Annotated in this window: 12 protein-coding genes; 5 read left to right on the plus strand and 7 right to left on the minus strand. The window is 65.4% G+C overall.

The genetic code is table 11. From position 1 onward, the window contains the following. Nucleotides 1-58: 58 nt before the first annotated feature. From ABIB24_RS02500 to ABIB24_RS02515, 4 genes are all read right to left on the minus strand, one after another. On the minus strand, nucleotides 59-652 hold the full coding sequence (locus tag ABIB24_RS02500) for an SEN1982 family lipoprotein (RefSeq protein ID WP_137164085.1): 594 nt from the start codon (nucleotides 650-652) through the stop codon (nucleotides 59-61). Nucleotides 653-866: 214 nt separating this feature from the next. After that, entirely contained in the window at nucleotides 867-2,000 is a 1,134-nt protein-coding gene (locus ABIB24_RS02505) for an HlyD family secretion protein (RefSeq protein ID WP_354316074.1), read from the minus strand. Beyond that, nucleotides 1,997-3,646: an MFS transporter gene (locus tag ABIB24_RS02510; protein WP_085615552.1), complete on the minus strand. Its 1,650-nt coding sequence runs from the start codon at nucleotides 3,644-3,646 to the stop codon at nucleotides 1,997-1,999. Before ABIB24_RS02510 ends, ABIB24_RS02505 begins: the two co-directional genes overlap by 4 nt. 252 nt (nucleotides 3,647-3,898) lie before the next feature. Next, a complete protein-coding gene (locus ABIB24_RS02515) occupies nucleotides 3,899-6,415 on the minus strand; it encodes an excinuclease ABC subunit UvrA (RefSeq protein ID WP_274079454.1) in 2,517 nt (838 codons plus the stop codon). Nucleotides 6,416-6,574: 159 nt separating this feature from the next. Between ABIB24_RS02515 and ABIB24_RS02520 the strand changes: the two genes are divergently transcribed. From ABIB24_RS02520 to ABIB24_RS02540, 5 genes are all read left to right on the plus strand, one after another. Continuing rightward, a complete protein-coding gene (locus tag ABIB24_RS02520) occupies nucleotides 6,575-7,387 on the plus strand; it encodes an RHS repeat-associated core domain-containing protein (protein ID WP_354316075.1) in 813 nt (270 codons plus the stop codon). A gap of 177 nt (nucleotides 7,388-7,564) precedes the next feature. After that, nucleotides 7,565-8,740, plus strand: coding sequence for a M20 aminoacylase family protein (locus ABIB24_RS02525; RefSeq protein ID WP_274079456.1), 1,176 nt, complete (start codon nucleotides 7,565-7,567; stop codon nucleotides 8,738-8,740). Between the two features lie 82 nt (nucleotides 8,741-8,822). After that, the gene (locus ABIB24_RS02530) at nucleotides 8,823-10,133 is read left to right on the plus strand and encodes a citrate-proton symporter (RefSeq protein WP_015270478.1); all 1,311 of its coding nucleotides are present in this window, start codon (nucleotides 8,823-8,825) and stop codon (nucleotides 10,131-10,133) included. After that, complete coding sequence (locus ABIB24_RS02535; protein ID WP_354316089.1) at nucleotides 10,133-11,587, plus strand: amidase; 1,455 nt, start codon at nucleotides 10,133-10,135, stop codon at nucleotides 11,585-11,587. The genes ABIB24_RS02530 and ABIB24_RS02535 overlap by 1 nt, the downstream gene beginning before the upstream one ends. Before the next feature lie 65 nt (nucleotides 11,588-11,652). Continuing rightward, nucleotides 11,653-12,426: an IclR family transcriptional regulator gene (locus tag ABIB24_RS02540; RefSeq protein ID WP_025339264.1), complete on the plus strand. Its 774-nt coding sequence runs from the start codon at nucleotides 11,653-11,655 to the stop codon at nucleotides 12,424-12,426. Between the two features lie 147 nt (nucleotides 12,427-12,573). Here ABIB24_RS02540 and ABIB24_RS02545 read toward each other — a convergent pair whose 3' ends face one another. The 3 genes from ABIB24_RS02545 to ABIB24_RS02555 form a co-directional block, all read right to left on the minus strand. Then, complete coding sequence (locus ABIB24_RS02545; RefSeq protein WP_025339263.1) at nucleotides 12,574-13,485, minus strand: LysR family transcriptional regulator; 912 nt, start codon at nucleotides 13,483-13,485, stop codon at nucleotides 12,574-12,576. Between the two features lie 281 nt (nucleotides 13,486-13,766). Continuing rightward, entirely contained in the window at nucleotides 13,767-14,423 is a 657-nt protein-coding gene (locus ABIB24_RS02550; RefSeq protein WP_137164077.1) for an HAD family hydrolase, read from the minus strand. A 224-nt stretch (nucleotides 14,424-14,647) separates the two neighbouring features. After that, nucleotides 14,648-14,893, minus strand: a complete 246-nt coding sequence (locus tag ABIB24_RS02555; protein WP_084785190.1) for a DUF2790 domain-containing protein — start codon at nucleotides 14,891-14,893, stop codon at nucleotides 14,648-14,650. Between the last annotated feature and the right edge of the window lie 4 nt (nucleotides 14,894-14,897).

Genomic DNA, 14,897 nt, shown 5'->3' on the forward strand with positions numbered 1-14,897 from the left:
GCCTGTGATGGACCTGTGGGAGCGGGTTTACCCGCGAAGAGGCCGGCACGGCAAACGGCTATTTCTCCTGCAACCGCCACCCCTGGCTGGTCAGCACCATCGCCCGGGTTTCCCTGAGCGGCGTGTCATTGCTGGCCACCGCCTTGCCCAGTTCGGCAATGCTGGCCTTGACCCCGTCGTCCCCGGCCCACGCCGGTAACCCGGTGATCTTGTAGGCATAGGTCACATTCGACATCTTCTGCCCGGTCGCCTCGCTCGGCTCACTGAACTGCTCGATGGCGGTGACCTGCGCCTTGCCGAAGCACAGCCCGTTATCCGCTTTGTAATACTTGCGGCCTTCGTCGGTGAGGTCATAGGCGTAGTAGATGTCCGTGCGTGCCGCTTGCCACAGGCGGGCGGGCACCTCGGTGCGCGAGATCTCCTTTTCGCTGACCACACCTACCTGGGCCAAGGCATGCAACGCCTTGTTGGTGCCATGGAGGTCGAAGTCCTGGGTCTTGGTCGGGAATGAACTGATGACGAAGCAGTGCGGGTACTGGGTATCGAGGTAGGCCTGGGCGGCCTTCTGGAAACTGGCCTCGCTGGTGTCCTCGCTGTTCGAGCAACCGGCCAGGGTTGCCAACAGCGCCAGCGGCACGATCTTCCTGTACATGGTGACACTTCCTTGAGTGACAAAGGCAAACGGGTCGTGCGCGATTAGAACCTACGGGCTAGAGCGGCGCAATCATGGCAAGACGGCATCTCTGCATGATCTTCGCTGGCCTCTTCGCGGGTAAAACCGCTCCCACAGGTATTGCACAGTTTTCAAGACCTGTGGTGAACCTGTGGGAGCGGGTTTACCCGCGAAGAGGCCAGTGGCAACAACATCAATCCTGGCTGCGAGTATCGATACTGACCACCACCGACATCCCCGGCCGCAAGCGCCGAGCCTCCGGCTGGTCGGCATCCACGGTGATCCGCACCGGTATGCGCTGGGCAATCTTGACGAAGTTGCCGGTGGCATTGTCCGCCTGCAGCAAGGCGAACTCCGAGCCGGTGGCTGGTGAGATCTGCTGCACGTGCCCATGCAGCTTCAGGTGATTCAGCGCATCCACAGTGAAACTCACCGGTTGGCCGATGCGCACATCGGCCATCTGGGTTTCCTTCATGTTGGCGATCACCCACAGGGTGTCGGGCACCAGCGCCATCAACTGCGCACCGGAATTGACATAGGCCCCCAGGCGCGTGCCGATCTGCCCCAGCTGGCCGTCGCGCGGGGCGGTGACGCGGGTGTTGTCTAGGTCGATGCGGGCCAGCTCCACGGCGGCCTTGGCGTTTTCCACCGAGGCCTTCAGCGCGGCCCGGTTGACCACCACGGTTTCGCGGTCCTGGCGGGCGATTTCCAGTGCTGCCTTGGCCTGGGCCAGGCTGGCGACCGCAGCGGCTTCGCTGGCCCGGGCCAGGTCCAGGTCGCGCCGCGACACCGAGCCATCGCTGACCAGCGCCCGGTTGCGGCCGAGGTCGGCCCTGGCCTTGGTTGCCTGGGCGGCGGCATCGCCGATGGCGGCCTGGCGCTGGGCAATGGTGGCTTCGGCGCTGTTGCGCTGCTGCAGGTTGTTGGCCAGGGCCGCCTGTTGCTGCTGCAGCTGGGCGATGGCCTGGGCCAGGCGTTGCTTGTAGATGCGGTCGTCCAGTTGCACCAGCAGGTCGCCGGCCTTGACGAACTGGAAGTCATGCACCGGCACATCGACGATATAGCCGCTCAGCTGCGGCCCGATGATGGTCACCTGGCCGCGCACCAGGGCGTTCTCGGTGCTTTCGATGGCGCTGCTGAATGGCGGCAGGCGCCAGGCATACAGCACCAGCAGGATGCCGGCCAGGGCCACGCAGGCGAAGCTGATCGACGACAGGATACGCACCCGCCGCGAACGCACCGGGCTGGTCGGCTCGCTGGGCGGCGTGGCGCCTTCCGGGGTTTCGGCGATGGCAGTGGTGGTCGTGGTGCGGGTGTCGTCGGTCATCGGGTGGGCGCGCCGGGGGTGGAGTCAGGGGAAATGGCCCGGCGTTTGGTGTGCCAGAGCCAGGTGCTACGGATGCAGATCCAGATCATGGTCAGAATAGCGATGCTGCCGATCAGCACGAACACATCGTTGTAGGCCATGATATTCGCCTCGCGGGTGGCGGCACTGGCCAGCAGGCGCATGCCGGCTTCGCTGCGCAGGGCCGGGTCGGCGATGATGCCGCCGTAGCCGGCACCGCCACTTTGCACGCGGGCCGTGACCAAGGGTTCCAGGTAGCTGAGGCGGTCCATCAGGTGGCTGGAGTGGAATTTTTCCCGCCAGGTCTGGAAGGTGCCCAGCAGTGCCGCGCCAATCAGGCCGCCGAGGTTGTTGCAGATGCCGAACAGCACCGAGAAACTCACCAGGTTGCGCGGGTTGGCGCGCACATGGCTGATGCCAAGGGCCATGGACGGGCCGAGGAAGAAGGTGCTGCCGAACGCCAGCAGGAACTGGCTGAGGTACATCTGTGCCGGGCGGGTGAGGTTGCTCGAACTGCTGTCCATGAAGGCGCCGGTGGCCATGGCCAGCAGCGAGATGAACAGCGGGATCACCAGGTGGTTGGGGTTGATGGTGAAGGCACTGCTGGCCAGGCCGGCCACCGCGCCCAGCAGCATGACCGCGTACAGCGTGCGCATCTGCTCGCTGCCCAGGTTCAGTGCCTGCAGGAAGCCGACTGCCCCGGTGGACTGCTCCGAGGTGACCATGCGGATCAGCACCACGCACAGGGCCAGGCGAATGATCGCGCCGCTGCCCAGCCAGCGGGTCATCAGCAGCGGGTTCTGGCGGTTGTGCTCGATAGCCAGGCCGCTGAAGATCAGCGCGATCGAGGCCGCCAGGGCCATGCCGATCCAGGGCGCCTCCAGCCACCAGTCGATACGCCCGAGAGACAGCACGGCGCACAGCAGCGCGGTGCCACTGGCCATCAGCGAGAAGGTGAGAAAGTCCAGCGGCTCGAAGGTCTTGAAGCGGTCACCGGGGGGCAGCTTGAGCATCAGCACGCAGCCCAGCGCGGCCAGCGCCAGGCCCAGTTCGAACAGGTACAGGCCGCGCCATTCGGCGATCTGCAGCAGGTCTTCGGAGAAGATCCGCGCCAGCGGCAACGCCAGCTGCGAGGCGCCCAGGCCAAGCACCATCGCCTTCAGCCGCCATTGCGCCGGGAACGCCTGGATCATGTAGTACAGCCCCAGCGAGCTGAGCGCGGCACCGACCATGCCATGCGCTGCCCGCACGGCGATGGCCGAGTTGAGGTCGTTTACCAGCAGGTGGGCGAAGGTGACCAGGGCATAGAGCACCAGGAACACCTCGGTGAACGCGCGCAGGCCGAATTGCTGGCGGAACTTCACCAGCAGCAGGTTGATGGACACGTTGGTCATTACATAGGCGGCCGGCAGCCAGGCCATTTCCGCCGTGGTTGCACCCAGCGCTCCTTGCAGGAACACAAGGTTGGCGGTGACCAGCGCGTTGCCCAGGCCACCGGTGATCGCCACCAGCAGCCCGACCACGCCGTAGGCCAGCCGTTTGGCGGGCGTGTGCAGGGGCGTGGAGGGGGAGCCCGGCAGGCTGGGTTTTTCGTGGGGGAGCCACTGGCGGGGGGCGTATTTGTCCATGGGGCAGACTGTACTTCAGCGGCCGTTGCAAAAAAACAGTCTACAGCCTGCACCGGCCTCTTCGCGGGTAAACCCGCTCCCACAGGGTAACCACAGATCTTGCAAGCTGTGCAGTATCTGTGGGAGCCAGAGGTTCACCACAGATCTTGCAAGCTGTGCAGTATCTGTGGGAGCCAGAGGTTCACCACAGATCTTGCAAGCTGTGCAGTACCTGTGGGAGCGGGTTTACCCGCGAAGGGGCCGGTGCAGGCGCTACAAGGCCTTGGCCAGAAACTCCGCCGTGCGGCTTTCAGCACACCCGGCCACCACCTGTGGCGTGCCGCTGACCACCACCTGGCCCCCGGCATCCCCGGCCCCAGGCCCGATGTCGATCACCCAGTCGCTCTGCGCCACCACTCGCATGTCGTGCTCGACCACCACCACGCTGTGCCCACCATCGACCAGGCGGTTGAGCTGCACCAGCAGCCGGTCGATGTCCTGCGGGTGCAAGCCGTTGGTGGGTTCGTCCAGTACATACAGCGTCGCCCCGCGGGCCGTGCGTTGCAGCTCGGTGGCCAGCTTGATGCGCTGCGCCTCGCCGCCGGACAGTTCGGTGGCCGGCTGGCCCAGGCGCAGATAGCCCAGGCCGATGTCCTGCAGCACCTGCAGGCAGCGCCGCGCCGCTGGCTGTTCGGCGAACACCAGCAGGGCCTGGTCGACCGTCAGCTGCAGCACCTGCGCAATGTTCATGCCCTGCCAGCTCACCGCCAGGGTTTCCGGGTTGTAGCGGGCGCCATGGCAGGTCGGGCAGGGCGCATAGACGCTGGGCATGAACAGCAACTCGACGCTGACGAAGCCTTCGCCCTCGCAGTTCTCGCAGCGCCCCTTGGCAACGTTGAAGGAGAAACGCCCGGCATCGAAGCCTTTTGCCTTGGCCTGTTCGGTGGCGGCGAACAGCTTGCGCACATGGTCGAACAGGCCGGTGTAGGTGGCCAGGTTGGAGCGGGGCGTACGGCCGATCGGTTTCTGGTCGACCTGCACCAGGCGCCTGATGCTGCCAAGGCCCGCGCTCACATGCCCGCCGCTGGCCTGTTCAGGTTCATCTTCCAGGCTCTGCTCTTCGGGCTCGTTGCGTTGGGCGGCATGACCCAGGTGCGCACCCACCAGCTCCAGCAGCGCCTGGCTGACCAGGCTCGACTTGCCCGACCCGGAAATACCGGTAACGGCGGTAAAGCAGCCCAGCGGGAATTGCGCACTGAGGTTGTTCAGGTTGTTGCGGCTGATGCCTTCGAGCTTCAGCCAGTCGTGGGCCTGGCGTGGTGCGCGCGTGGTCTGGGCCGGTGCACTGAACAGGTAGGCCCGGGTGCTCGACTGCTCGACCTGGGCCAGGCCCGTGGGCGGCCCGCTGTAGAGGATGTTGCCGCCATGCTCGCCAGCGGCAGGCCCTACATCCACCAGCCAGTCGGCGCGGCGCATGGTGTCCAGGTCGTGTTCCACCACATAGACCGAGTTGCCCGCATGCTTCAGGCGCTGAAGCGCCTCGAACAGGGCTTCGCTGTCGGCCGGGTGCAAACCGGCCGAAGGCTCGTCGAGCACGTAGATCACGCCAAACAACTGCGAGTTCAGCTGGGTGGCCAGGCGCAGGCGTTGCAGCTCGCCAGAGGACAGGGTCGGGGTGCTGCGCTCCAGGGCCAGGTAGCCCAGGCCCAGGTCGAGCAGGGTGTCGATGCGTTCGAGCAGCTCGTTGGCGATGCGTTGGGCCGCCAGGCGCTTTTCCAGGGTCAGGTCGTCCTGCTGTTGTGCCAGGTAGTCTGCTGCCGCCACCTTGCGGAACACCTCGGCCAGCGCCTGCAGCGACAGGTGCGACAGCTCGGCGATATCCAGGCCGGCGAAGGTCACCCCCAGCGCCTCGCGCTTCAGGCGCTTGCCCTGGCACAGCGGGCACGGGCTGGGGCGCATGAACTGGGCAACGCGCTTGCGCATCTGCGCGCTTTGCGAGTGCATGAAGGTGTGCAGCACGTAACGCCGGGCACCCATGAACGTGCCATGGTAGCTGGGCTCTAGCTTGCGCTTGAGGGCGGCGCGGGTCTGCGCCGGGGTCAGCCCGGCATACACCGGCGCGGTGGGCGTTTCTTCGGTGAACAGGATCCAGTCGCGCTGCGCCTGTGGCAGGTCGCGCCAGGGGGTATCGACGTCGTAGCCCAGCGTCACCAGGATGTCGCGCAGGTTCTGCCCCTGCCAGGCCATCGGCCACGCCGCCACGGCGCGTTCGCGGATGGTCAGCGACGGGTCGGGGACCATGGTCGCTTCGTTCACTTCGTAGACCCGGCCCATGCCATGGCATTCCGGGCAGGCGCCCTGCGGCGTGTTGGGCGAGAAATCCTCGGCATACAGCATCGCCTGGCCGGCCGGGTAGTGGCCGGCGCGGGAGTAGAGCATGCGGATCGAACTGGACAGGGTGGTCACGCTGCCCACCGAGGAACGTGCACTCGGCGTGCCGCGTTGCTGCTGCAGGGCCACGGCCGGGGGCAGGCCTTCGATGGCGTCGACGTCCGGCACGCCGACCTGGTCGATCAGGCGCCGGGCATAGGGCGCGACCGATTCGAAGTAGCGGCGCTGGGCTTCGGCATACAGCGTCGAGAAGGCCAGCGAGGACTTGCCCGAGCCGGATACGCCAGTGAACACCACCAGGGCGTCACGGGGTATATCGACGTCGATGTTCTTCAGGTTGTGCTCGCGGGCACCCCGTACACGAACGAAGCCGCTTGGGGTGGTTGGGCGTGTGGGCATGAGGCAGTCCTTGGCTGTAGCTGAACAGTGCGCTCAAGGTAACAGCAAATATGTAGCGCCTGCTGGGGCAATGCTTCCGATCAGCAGATCTGTGAGTTATGCAGGCCTGTTCAAGTGCTTAGTGTCGTTGTACAAAAAAACAACACGGGAACTTCGAACATGCAGCTTTCGTCTTCACTGGCCATCGACCCGCAATCATCGATCCAGTTAATCAATAACTCCTCAATCCGTTCATATACCCCCTATGGTTATCACGTAGCTCGGCACCACTCACTGTTGGCTTTTGCCGGAGAATGTCAGGTGTCATTACCGCGCTGTTACCTGCTGGGTAATGGCAAGCGTGCCTATGGCACGGTGTCGATGCGTTTTCATAGCCCAGACACCCTTAGCCCTTTTGGCCGGGGAGGGCCCAATGCCTACTGCTATTGCAAAGGCGACCCGGTGAACCATGTCGACCGTGATGGGCATTCGCCCACGCGCTTGCTGGGGCAAGGGACGGGGCTAGTCTGGGGAACCGTGGGCATGCTGTCTGCGTTGAATAAGGCGTCCAGAACCATCGTCAAACGATCCGTAGCCAAGGCCAAAGGCATGCCCGTACCCGCCGAGTTTGATGCTTCAAGCCGTACCAACAATGCGCTGGTATTCAATGGTGGATTGGTCGCCACCCTGACGAAAGTGCCTGGTGTGGTGATGGCGTATGCATTTCCAGCGGGTTCACTCACGAGCGAAGCCGCTTCCGCGGTGGGGATTGGGGGTGCTTCTTTTGCAGGGGTGGGTAAGTTGAGGCAGCTGTATTCCGATATGAAAGCAACCTATCAGGAAGCCACGTTGAACAGGATCCCACTCGGAAAATTGGCAGTGGAATCGATGAAGGAAGCCACCGGGTGGAACCGATTACGGGGCAGGGACTCAGCCATTCTGGAGCCCTTGCCCGAAAAAGTATTGTTGGTGCGTGTTGGGGCGAAAATGTAACGGCGATTTGGCAATCAACGGCAACGGCGGGACTTTGTGTTCCACCGTGTGAAACCAGATTCGATTGTGCTCTCAGCCTCCTCGCGCTTATCTGTCGCCAAGCACGACCTGCCTCACCCGTCGTGACCTCAAGGCGAACAACAAGAACGGGAATCCACCCGCGCGAGGAGACTCTACATGTCCCGACATCAGCACATCCTGGCCTGGCTGAACGATGTGGCCAGCGACCTGCACGCAATCCGTCACGACATCCACGCTCACCCGGAGCTGGGCTTCGAAGAAAGCCGCACTTCGGCGCTGGTTGCCCGACTGCTCGAAGAGTGGGGCTATGAAGTGCACACCGGTATCGGCAGGACCGGCGTGGTCGGCGTACTGCGCAATGGTAGCAGCCCACGCCGCCTGGGCCTGCGCGCCGACATGGACGCGCTGCCCATCCACGAGGCTACCGGCGCCGCGTACAGCAGCCAGCATCAGGGGTGCATGCACGCCTGCGGCCATGACGGGCATACCACCATGCTGCTTGGCGCCGCGCGCTACCTGGCGGCGACCCGGCAGTTCGACGGGACACTGACACTGATCTTCCAGCCGGCAGAAGAGGGCCAGGGTGGTGCCGAGGCGATGCTGGCTGACGGCCTGCTGGAGCGCTTCCCTTGCGATGCACTGTTCGGCATGCACAACATGCCCGGGCTGCCGGCCGGGCACCTGGGCTTTCGCGAGGGGCCGATGATGGCCTCGCAAGACCTGCTCACGGTGACCCTCGACGGAGTTGGCGGCCATGGCTCGATGCCGCACCTGACCGTCGACCCGCTGGTGGCGGCGGCCAGTGTGGTGATGGCCCTGCAAACCGTGGTGGCGCGCAATATCGATGCGCAGGAGGCGGCCGTGGTTACCGTCGGCGCCTTGCAGGCCGGCGAAGCGGCCAACGTGATCCCGCAGCAGGCGCTGCTGCGCCTGAGCCTGCGCGCGCTGAACGCCGAGGTGCGGGCGCAGACCCTGGAGCGGGTGCGGGCCATTATCGTCAGCCAGGCCGAGAGCTTTGGCTGCCGCGCCACCCTCGAACACCGCCCGGCCTACCCGGTGTTGGTCAACCATGCCGCGGAAAACGCCTTCGCCCGGCAGGTGGGGGTGGAATTGCTCGGTGCCGAGGCAGTGGATGGCAACACCCGCAAGCTGATGGGCAGCGAGGACTTCGCCTGGATGCTGCAACGCTGCCCCGGCGCCTACCTGTTCATCGGCAATGGCGTATCGCGGCCGATGGTGCACAACCCGGCCTACGACTTCAACGACGACATCCTGCTGACCGGCGCCGCCTACTGGGGCGCGCTGGCAGAGCGCTGGCTCGCGCCCGCCTGACCTTTCCTTTTGACGACTGCCGCTGGAACCCGGGCGCGATCGCGCCTGGGCGATCACCCAATCATTGTGTGGAGTGTTTCCTATGCAGACTTCGAGCACCGGCGTGTCGCGTACCCGGCAAGTGGTCGCCGCCGTCATCGGCAACGCCCTGGAGTGGTATGACTTTATCGTGTACGGCTTTCTGGCCAGCATCATCGCCCGCCAGTTCTTCCCCTCCGACGACGAATACGCCTCGCTGCTGATGGCCCTGGCCACCTTCGGCGTCGGCTTTTTCATGCGCCCGGTGGGCGGCGTGCTGCTGGGCATGTATTCCGACCGCAAGGGCCGCAAGGCGGCGATGCAGATGATCATCCGGCTGATGACCGTGTCCATTGCCATGATCGCCTTTGCCCCCGACTACCTGGCCATTGGCATGGCCGCGCCGATGCTGATCGTGGTGGCGCGCATGCTGCAGGGTTTTGCCACCGGCGGCGAGTACGCCAGCGCCACGGCCTTCCTGGTGGAGAGCGCGCCGGCCCACCGCAAGGGCCTGTACGGCTCGTGGCAGCTGGTGGGGCAGTGCCTGGCGGTGTTCTCCGGGGCGGCGATGGTGGCCTTGGTCACCCACTTGTGCACGCCAGCGGCGCTGGACAGCTGGGGCTGGCGTATCCCGTTCGTGCTCGGCCTGCTGATCGGCCCGGTGGGGCTGTGGATTCGCAAACACATGGAAGAACCCGAGGAATTCATTGAGGCGCGCCGCCAGGCCAAGGGCCAGTCGCCCAGCCTGTGGCAGGTGCTGCGTGAGCATCGGCGCAGCCTGTTGGTATCGATGGGCCTGGCCTGTGGCGCGACGGTGTCGTTCTACGTGGTGCTGGTGAACATGCCGACCTTCGCCCACAAGAACCTCGGCCTGCCGCTGGACCAGGTGCTGCTGGTGCAGATGCTTGCGGTTGGGCTGATGACCGTGGTGATCCCGCTGTCCGGGGCGTTGTCTGACCGGCTGGGGCGGCGCCCGGTGCTGATGGCCTTCACCCTGGCGTTCTTCGTCATGGTCTACCCGTTGTATGTGTGGGTGGCTGCCGCGCCGTCGCTGGAGCGCCTGCTGGTGATGCAACTGCTGTTGTGCACCGCCATCGGTGGCTTCTTCGGGCCGGCGCCCACGGCCCTGGCCGAGCAGTTCCCGGTCGAGGTGCGTTCTACCGGTGTGTCGGTGGCCTATAACGTGGCGGTGATGGTGTTCGGCGGCTTCGCCCCGTTGATCGTCACCTGGCTGAGCAAGGTGCTCGGTACCCCGGTGGCGCCGTCGTTCTATGTGCTGTTCGCCTGCCTGCTGACACTGCTGGGCACCTATTGCCTGAAAGAAGCCCCACGCGCGGGCAAGCCTGCCGCTTTCAACCTTGGAGTGAAACCGTGATGCCGCTAGCCATCGACCCCATCGTTGCCCTCGATGCCGAGGCATTGTCCCGGGCCATCCATGCCCGCCAGATGTCGTGCCGGGAGGTGATGCAGGCTTATCTGGCGCATATCGAACGCTTCAACCCGCAGGTCAATGCGCTGGTGTCGCTGCGCCCGGCAGAGGCGCTGTTGGCCGAGGCCGATGAGCGTGACCGCGAGCTGGGCCGTGGCTATTCGCGCGGCTGGATGCATGGCATGCCCCAGGCGATCAAGGACCTGGCCGCCACTGCCGGGCTGCGCACCACGTTGGGCTCGCCGCTGTTCGCCGAGCAGGTGCCCGAGCAGGACGCGATCAGTGTGGCGCGGGTGCGGGCCAGTGGTGCGCTGATCGTGGGCAAGAGCAATGTGCCGGAATTCGGCCTTGGTTCGCAGACCTACAACACCCTGTTCGGCACCACCACCAACGCCTACGACCCGGGTAAGGTGGCCGGGGGCAGCAGCGGTGGGGCGGCGGCGGCGCTGGCCATGCGCCTGCTGCCGGTCGCCGACGGCAGCGACATGATGGGCTCGCTGCGCAACCCGGCGGCGTTCAACAACGTGTATGGCCTGCGCCCGTCGCAGGGCCGCGTACCCCACGGGCCGGCGCCGGAACTGTTCGTGCAGCAGCTGGCCACCGAGGGGCCGATGGGCCGCAGCGTGGTGGATGTGGCGCGGCTGTTGTCGACCCAGGCGGGCTTCGATGCGCGTACGCCGTTGTCGCTGAGTGATGGCCGGCGCGATTTTGCCGCCGGGTTGCAGCGCGATTTCCGCGGCGTGCGGGTTGGCTGGCTAGGCGACTACGACGGCTACCTGGCGATGGATGACGGGGTGCTGAGCCTGTGCGAAGCGGCCCTGGCAGACTTCGCCGAACTGGGCTGCCGGGTCGAAGCCTGCCAACCGGCGTTCGACCTGGCGCGTTTGTGGCAATGCTGGCTGACCCATCGCCACTTCCTGGTGCACGGCAACCTCGCTGCGGCCTATGCCGACCCGGGCAAGCGCGCGCTGCTCAAGCCCGAGGCGCAGTGGGAGGTGGAGGGTGGCCTGCAACTGAGTGCGGCGGCGGTGTACCAGGCTTCGGTGGCCCGCAGCGACTGGTACCGCGCGCTGGTCAAGCTGTTCGAGCGTTACGATTACCTGCTGTTGCCATCGGCCCAGGTGTTCCCATTCGATGCACGGCAACCTTGGCCAACGGTGGTAGGAGGGCGCGCGATGGACACCTATCACCGCTGGATGGAAGTGGTGATAGGGCCGACCCTGGCCGGCTTGCCGAGCATCAGCGTACCGGTCGGCTTCAATGCTGCCGGGTTGCCCATGGGCCTGCAGATCATCGGCCCGGCCCAGGCCGACCATGCGGTGTTGCAGCTGGCCCATGCCCATGAACAGCTCACCCGTTGGGTAGCGCGGCGCCCACCCCGCAGCCTGCAAGCGCCATGAAACCGCTGGGCAGGCGCGGATCTTGCTGGCTATCCTGACCATCCAGCTACAGGGAGGTCACATTCATGGGCATCACGGCAGACAGTGGCGGCGTGCGTTCGGTGGAGCGGGCGCTGGCCATCGTCGACCTGCTTGGCGAACACCAGGCGCTGGGCCTGGAAGAACTGCATTACCTGACGGCGCTGCCCAAGGCCACGGTGTCGCGCATGCTTGCCACCTTGCAGGAGCAAGGCTGGGTCTATCGCGGCCTCAGCGACCGGCGTTACCGGCTGTGCGCGCGGCGCCTGTTCGGTGACCGCCAGCTGCGTTTCAAGCGGCGCCTGGTGGAACACGCAGCACCCATGTTGCTGGAGTTGAGCGAGCGCACCGGGTTGGTGGTTGACCTGTCGTGTTTCGACGGCGAGCGGCTGGAGGTGATGGAAAGCGCCATCCCCCAGGTATTGCGCAAACGCTACCCGCACACCTGCCAGATCGTCGGCCATCATGCCAGCCTGTTCCATTCGGCGATGGGGCGGGCGTGCCTGGGTGAGTTGGCGGTCGACGAAGTGCAGCGCCTGGCGGCCCATGCGCGGGTGGGCGACGAGACGGTGCTGCGCGACATCGAGGAGGAAGCGAACAAGGGGTTCGGCCAGCGCACCGAAGGGCACTGGGAGTACCCGGTGCGCTTGCCGTTCCTGATCCGCGCGATAGCCCTGCCGGTGCATGCCGAAGGGCGCCTGGCCGGGAGCATTGCCTTGCACTGGCCGCTGGACCAGGCGCCGGTGGAGCGGGTGTTGAACCTGCACCTGAACAGCCTGGCTACAACGGTGGGGGAGGTGCAGCGGGCCTTGGTGGTTTGAGTCAGCCTGTGCCGGCCTCTTCGCGGGTAAACCCGCTCCCACAGGGTAAGTGCATTGCCCGAGGCTTGCTCGGTACCTGTGGGAGCGGGTTCACCCGCGAAGAGGCCAGTGCAGCAAACAACAAAAGAGGCTGTGTTCCGAGGCCCCTCAGCGCTCCAGGCTGTACATCCGGCACTCTGCCAGCAACGCCAGCAGGTTCGGCTCCCGCTCCCGCGCCTTCAAGAACACCACGCCGATATGCTGCTGCAAGCGATATTGCGGCTTCAGGGCAATCAACCTGACCCGGTTTTCGTACACCGCCGCGATACGCCCGGGCAGCAGGGCAAAGCCCACGCCCGAGCTGACCATGCTCAGCAGGGTGAAGATATCGTTCACCTGCATGGCCACCTTGGGTTCGAAGCCGGCCTGCTGGAACACCCGGGCGCCATCGCGGTGGGTGGCAAAGCCCTGGGTCAGGGTGATGAAGGTGGAGTCGGCCAGGTCGGCCAGGTCCACCTCGGCCTGCTCGGCGAAGGGCGAATCGATGGGCACGGCAAGGAAGATGTCGTCGGAAAACAGCGGCAGCTGCTCGCAGGCCGGGTCGCTGACGCTTTCGTCGAGCGACACGAGGATGGCCTCCAGCTCGTGGTTCTTCAGGCGCTGCAGCAGGTCGACGTTGGAGCCCAGGGTCAGGTCGATGTTGAGTTCGCTGCGGCGCAGCTTGAGGCCCATGACCAGCTTGGGCACGGTTTTCACCGTCAGCGAGTAGAGCGCGCCCAGGCGGAAGCGCTCGGCATAGAAACCGGCGGCCTCGCGGGTCTGGCGGACCATCTGCTCGGCATCCTGGATCAGCTGGCGGGCTTTCTTTTCCAGCACGTAGGCGCTTTCCAGCGGGATCAGCTGGCGGCCTTCGTGCTTGAACAGCGGGCAGCGCAGTGCGCTTTCCAGGGAGTGGATGGCACGGTGCACGCTGACGGCGCTGGTGGCCAGCTCGGCGGCGGCACGGCCGAGGTTGCCGGTGCGCATGAAGGCAAGGAAGGTTTCCAGCTTCTTGAGGGTCAGTTCTTCGTCGATCAGCATGGGGGCCTAGGGTTTACGGCTTGGGGGTTATGGTGGAGTTGAGATCGAGCGCCGCCCGCGCGGCGCTTCGCAGCACAAGGCTGCTCCTACATCTGTTTCGGGCCAGTATCGCCTGTGCCAATGCACGCGACCGCCTTGTTTGCCCGGCACGATATCGAGGTGGACGCCAAGGGGCCGCGCGCTTTCGCCTCAGGAATAACTGGCCCGAAACAAATGTAGGAGCAGCCTTGTGCTGCGAAGCGCCGCGCGGGCGGCGCTCGATCTCAAACCCACCACATACCTCAAGCCCGACGCTCGATCAACGCCCACAACGCCGGGTCGTTGAAATCATCGATCACCAACCCGGCCCCCGCCGCCAGCAACCGCTCCGGCGTCTGTGTAGTGGCTACGCCCACGGTAAAGATCCCCGCGCCACTCGCTGCCGCCACCCCCGGCAGCGAATCCTCGAAGGCCAGTGCCTGCCCGGCCTCGGCACCCAGCCGCTGCAACCCGGTCAGGTAAGGCAGCGGGTCCGGCTTGGGCCGTGCAAGTTCCTCGGCCACCAGCACATGCGCGAAGCGCTGGCCCAGGCCCATGGCGTTCAACATGTGCTCGGCGTTCAGCCGCGGTGCGTTGGTCACCACGCACATGCCGATGTCACGAGCCCGGGCATGTTCCAGCAGGCGCACTAGGCCCGGCATCGGCTCAAGAGCCGGCGACATGTCGCGGAACAGCGCCTCCTTGCGGTCGGCCAGCTCCTGGCACTGCTCGGCACTGGCACCGGCAAACAGCTCGGCGAACAGCTCGCCGTTGGCGCGGCCGCTGACCTGGGCATCGAACTGCGCCTGGCTCAGCTCGCGGCCGTCATGCTCGCGCAGCAGTTGGCGAAAGGCCTGCAAGTGCAAGGTGTCAGTGTCGGTGAGGGTTCCGTCGAGGTCGAACAGCAGGGCAGTCAGCATTGGGTATCCAGGTCCAAAATCATGGGCGGGCCAGAAGGGAGATTCTTTGCCTTTGGCGTCACGTGAACTTCGCGACTTCCTGAGTGTACTGGAGTACGGCAGCCTTGGCAGAGCTGTGCTCGAACGCGAGGTTGGCGCCTGCGCATCGAGTCAGCAACTGCCAAAGCTGGAAAGCCAACCGAGTAACCGGCCGTTGGCACGCTCCGGCTTTCGAAGTTTGGTCATCAGTTCTGGTTGGCGGAGGTGGCTGGGCGCAGGTAGCTGATCTTCTGCACCTTGCCGTCGCTGTCACGGTAGGTGAGGGTGGCGGTGTCGGCGTGGTCGGTGGCGTGGCCCGAGGCCTCCACCGCGATCACTTGGGCGATGTCCAGGTTCATGCCGTACTGGTACGGGGAGGCGGTCTGGGCGAAGGCGCCGACGCTGCTGCCAAAGGTCAGGGTGGCGATGGCGATTGCTTTGATGAAGGTCATGATC

The sequence above is a fragment of the Pseudomonas sp. UYEF17 genome, from assembly GCF_040546125.1.
Classification (GTDB): domain Bacteria; phylum Pseudomonadota; class Gammaproteobacteria; order Pseudomonadales; family Pseudomonadaceae; genus Aquipseudomonas; species Aquipseudomonas putida_Z.

Bases quoted from the DNA above. Each gene is read 5' to 3' on its own strand.
- ABIB24_RS02500 (WP_137164085.1), bottom strand. From the start codon at position 652: ATGTACAGGAAGATCGTGCCGCTGGCGCTGTTGGCAACCCTGGCCGGT.
- ABIB24_RS02505 (WP_354316074.1), bottom strand. From the start codon at position 2,000: ATGACCGACGACACCCGCACCACGACCACCACTGCCATCGCCGAAACC.
- ABIB24_RS02510 (WP_085615552.1), bottom strand. From the start codon at position 3,646: ATGGACAAATACGCCCCCCGCCAGTGGCTCCCCCACGAAAAACCCAGC.
- ABIB24_RS02515 (WP_274079454.1), bottom strand. From the start codon at position 6,415: ATGCCCACACGCCCAACCACCCCAAGCGGCTTCGTTCGTGTACGGGGT.
- ABIB24_RS02520 (WP_354316075.1), top strand. From the start codon at position 6,575: ATGCAGCTTTCGTCTTCACTGGCCATCGACCCGCAATCATCGATCCAG.
- ABIB24_RS02525 (WP_274079456.1), top strand. From the start codon at position 7,565: ATGTCCCGACATCAGCACATCCTGGCCTGGCTGAACGATGTGGCCAGC.
- ABIB24_RS02530 (WP_015270478.1), top strand. From the start codon at position 8,823: ATGCAGACTTCGAGCACCGGCGTGTCGCGTACCCGGCAAGTGGTCGCC.
- ABIB24_RS02535 (WP_354316089.1), top strand. From the start codon at position 10,133: ATGCCGCTAGCCATCGACCCCATCGTTGCCCTCGATGCCGAGGCATTG.
- ABIB24_RS02540 (WP_025339264.1), top strand. From the start codon at position 11,653: ATGGGCATCACGGCAGACAGTGGCGGCGTGCGTTCGGTGGAGCGGGCG.
- ABIB24_RS02545 (WP_025339263.1), bottom strand. From the start codon at position 13,485: ATGCTGATCGACGAAGAACTGACCCTCAAGAAGCTGGAAACCTTCCTT.
- ABIB24_RS02550 (WP_137164077.1), bottom strand. From the start codon at position 14,423: ATGCTGACTGCCCTGCTGTTCGACCTCGACGGAACCCTCACCGACACT.
- ABIB24_RS02555 (WP_084785190.1), bottom strand. From the start codon at position 14,893: ATGACCTTCATCAAAGCAATCGCCATCGCCACCCTGACCTTTGGCAGC.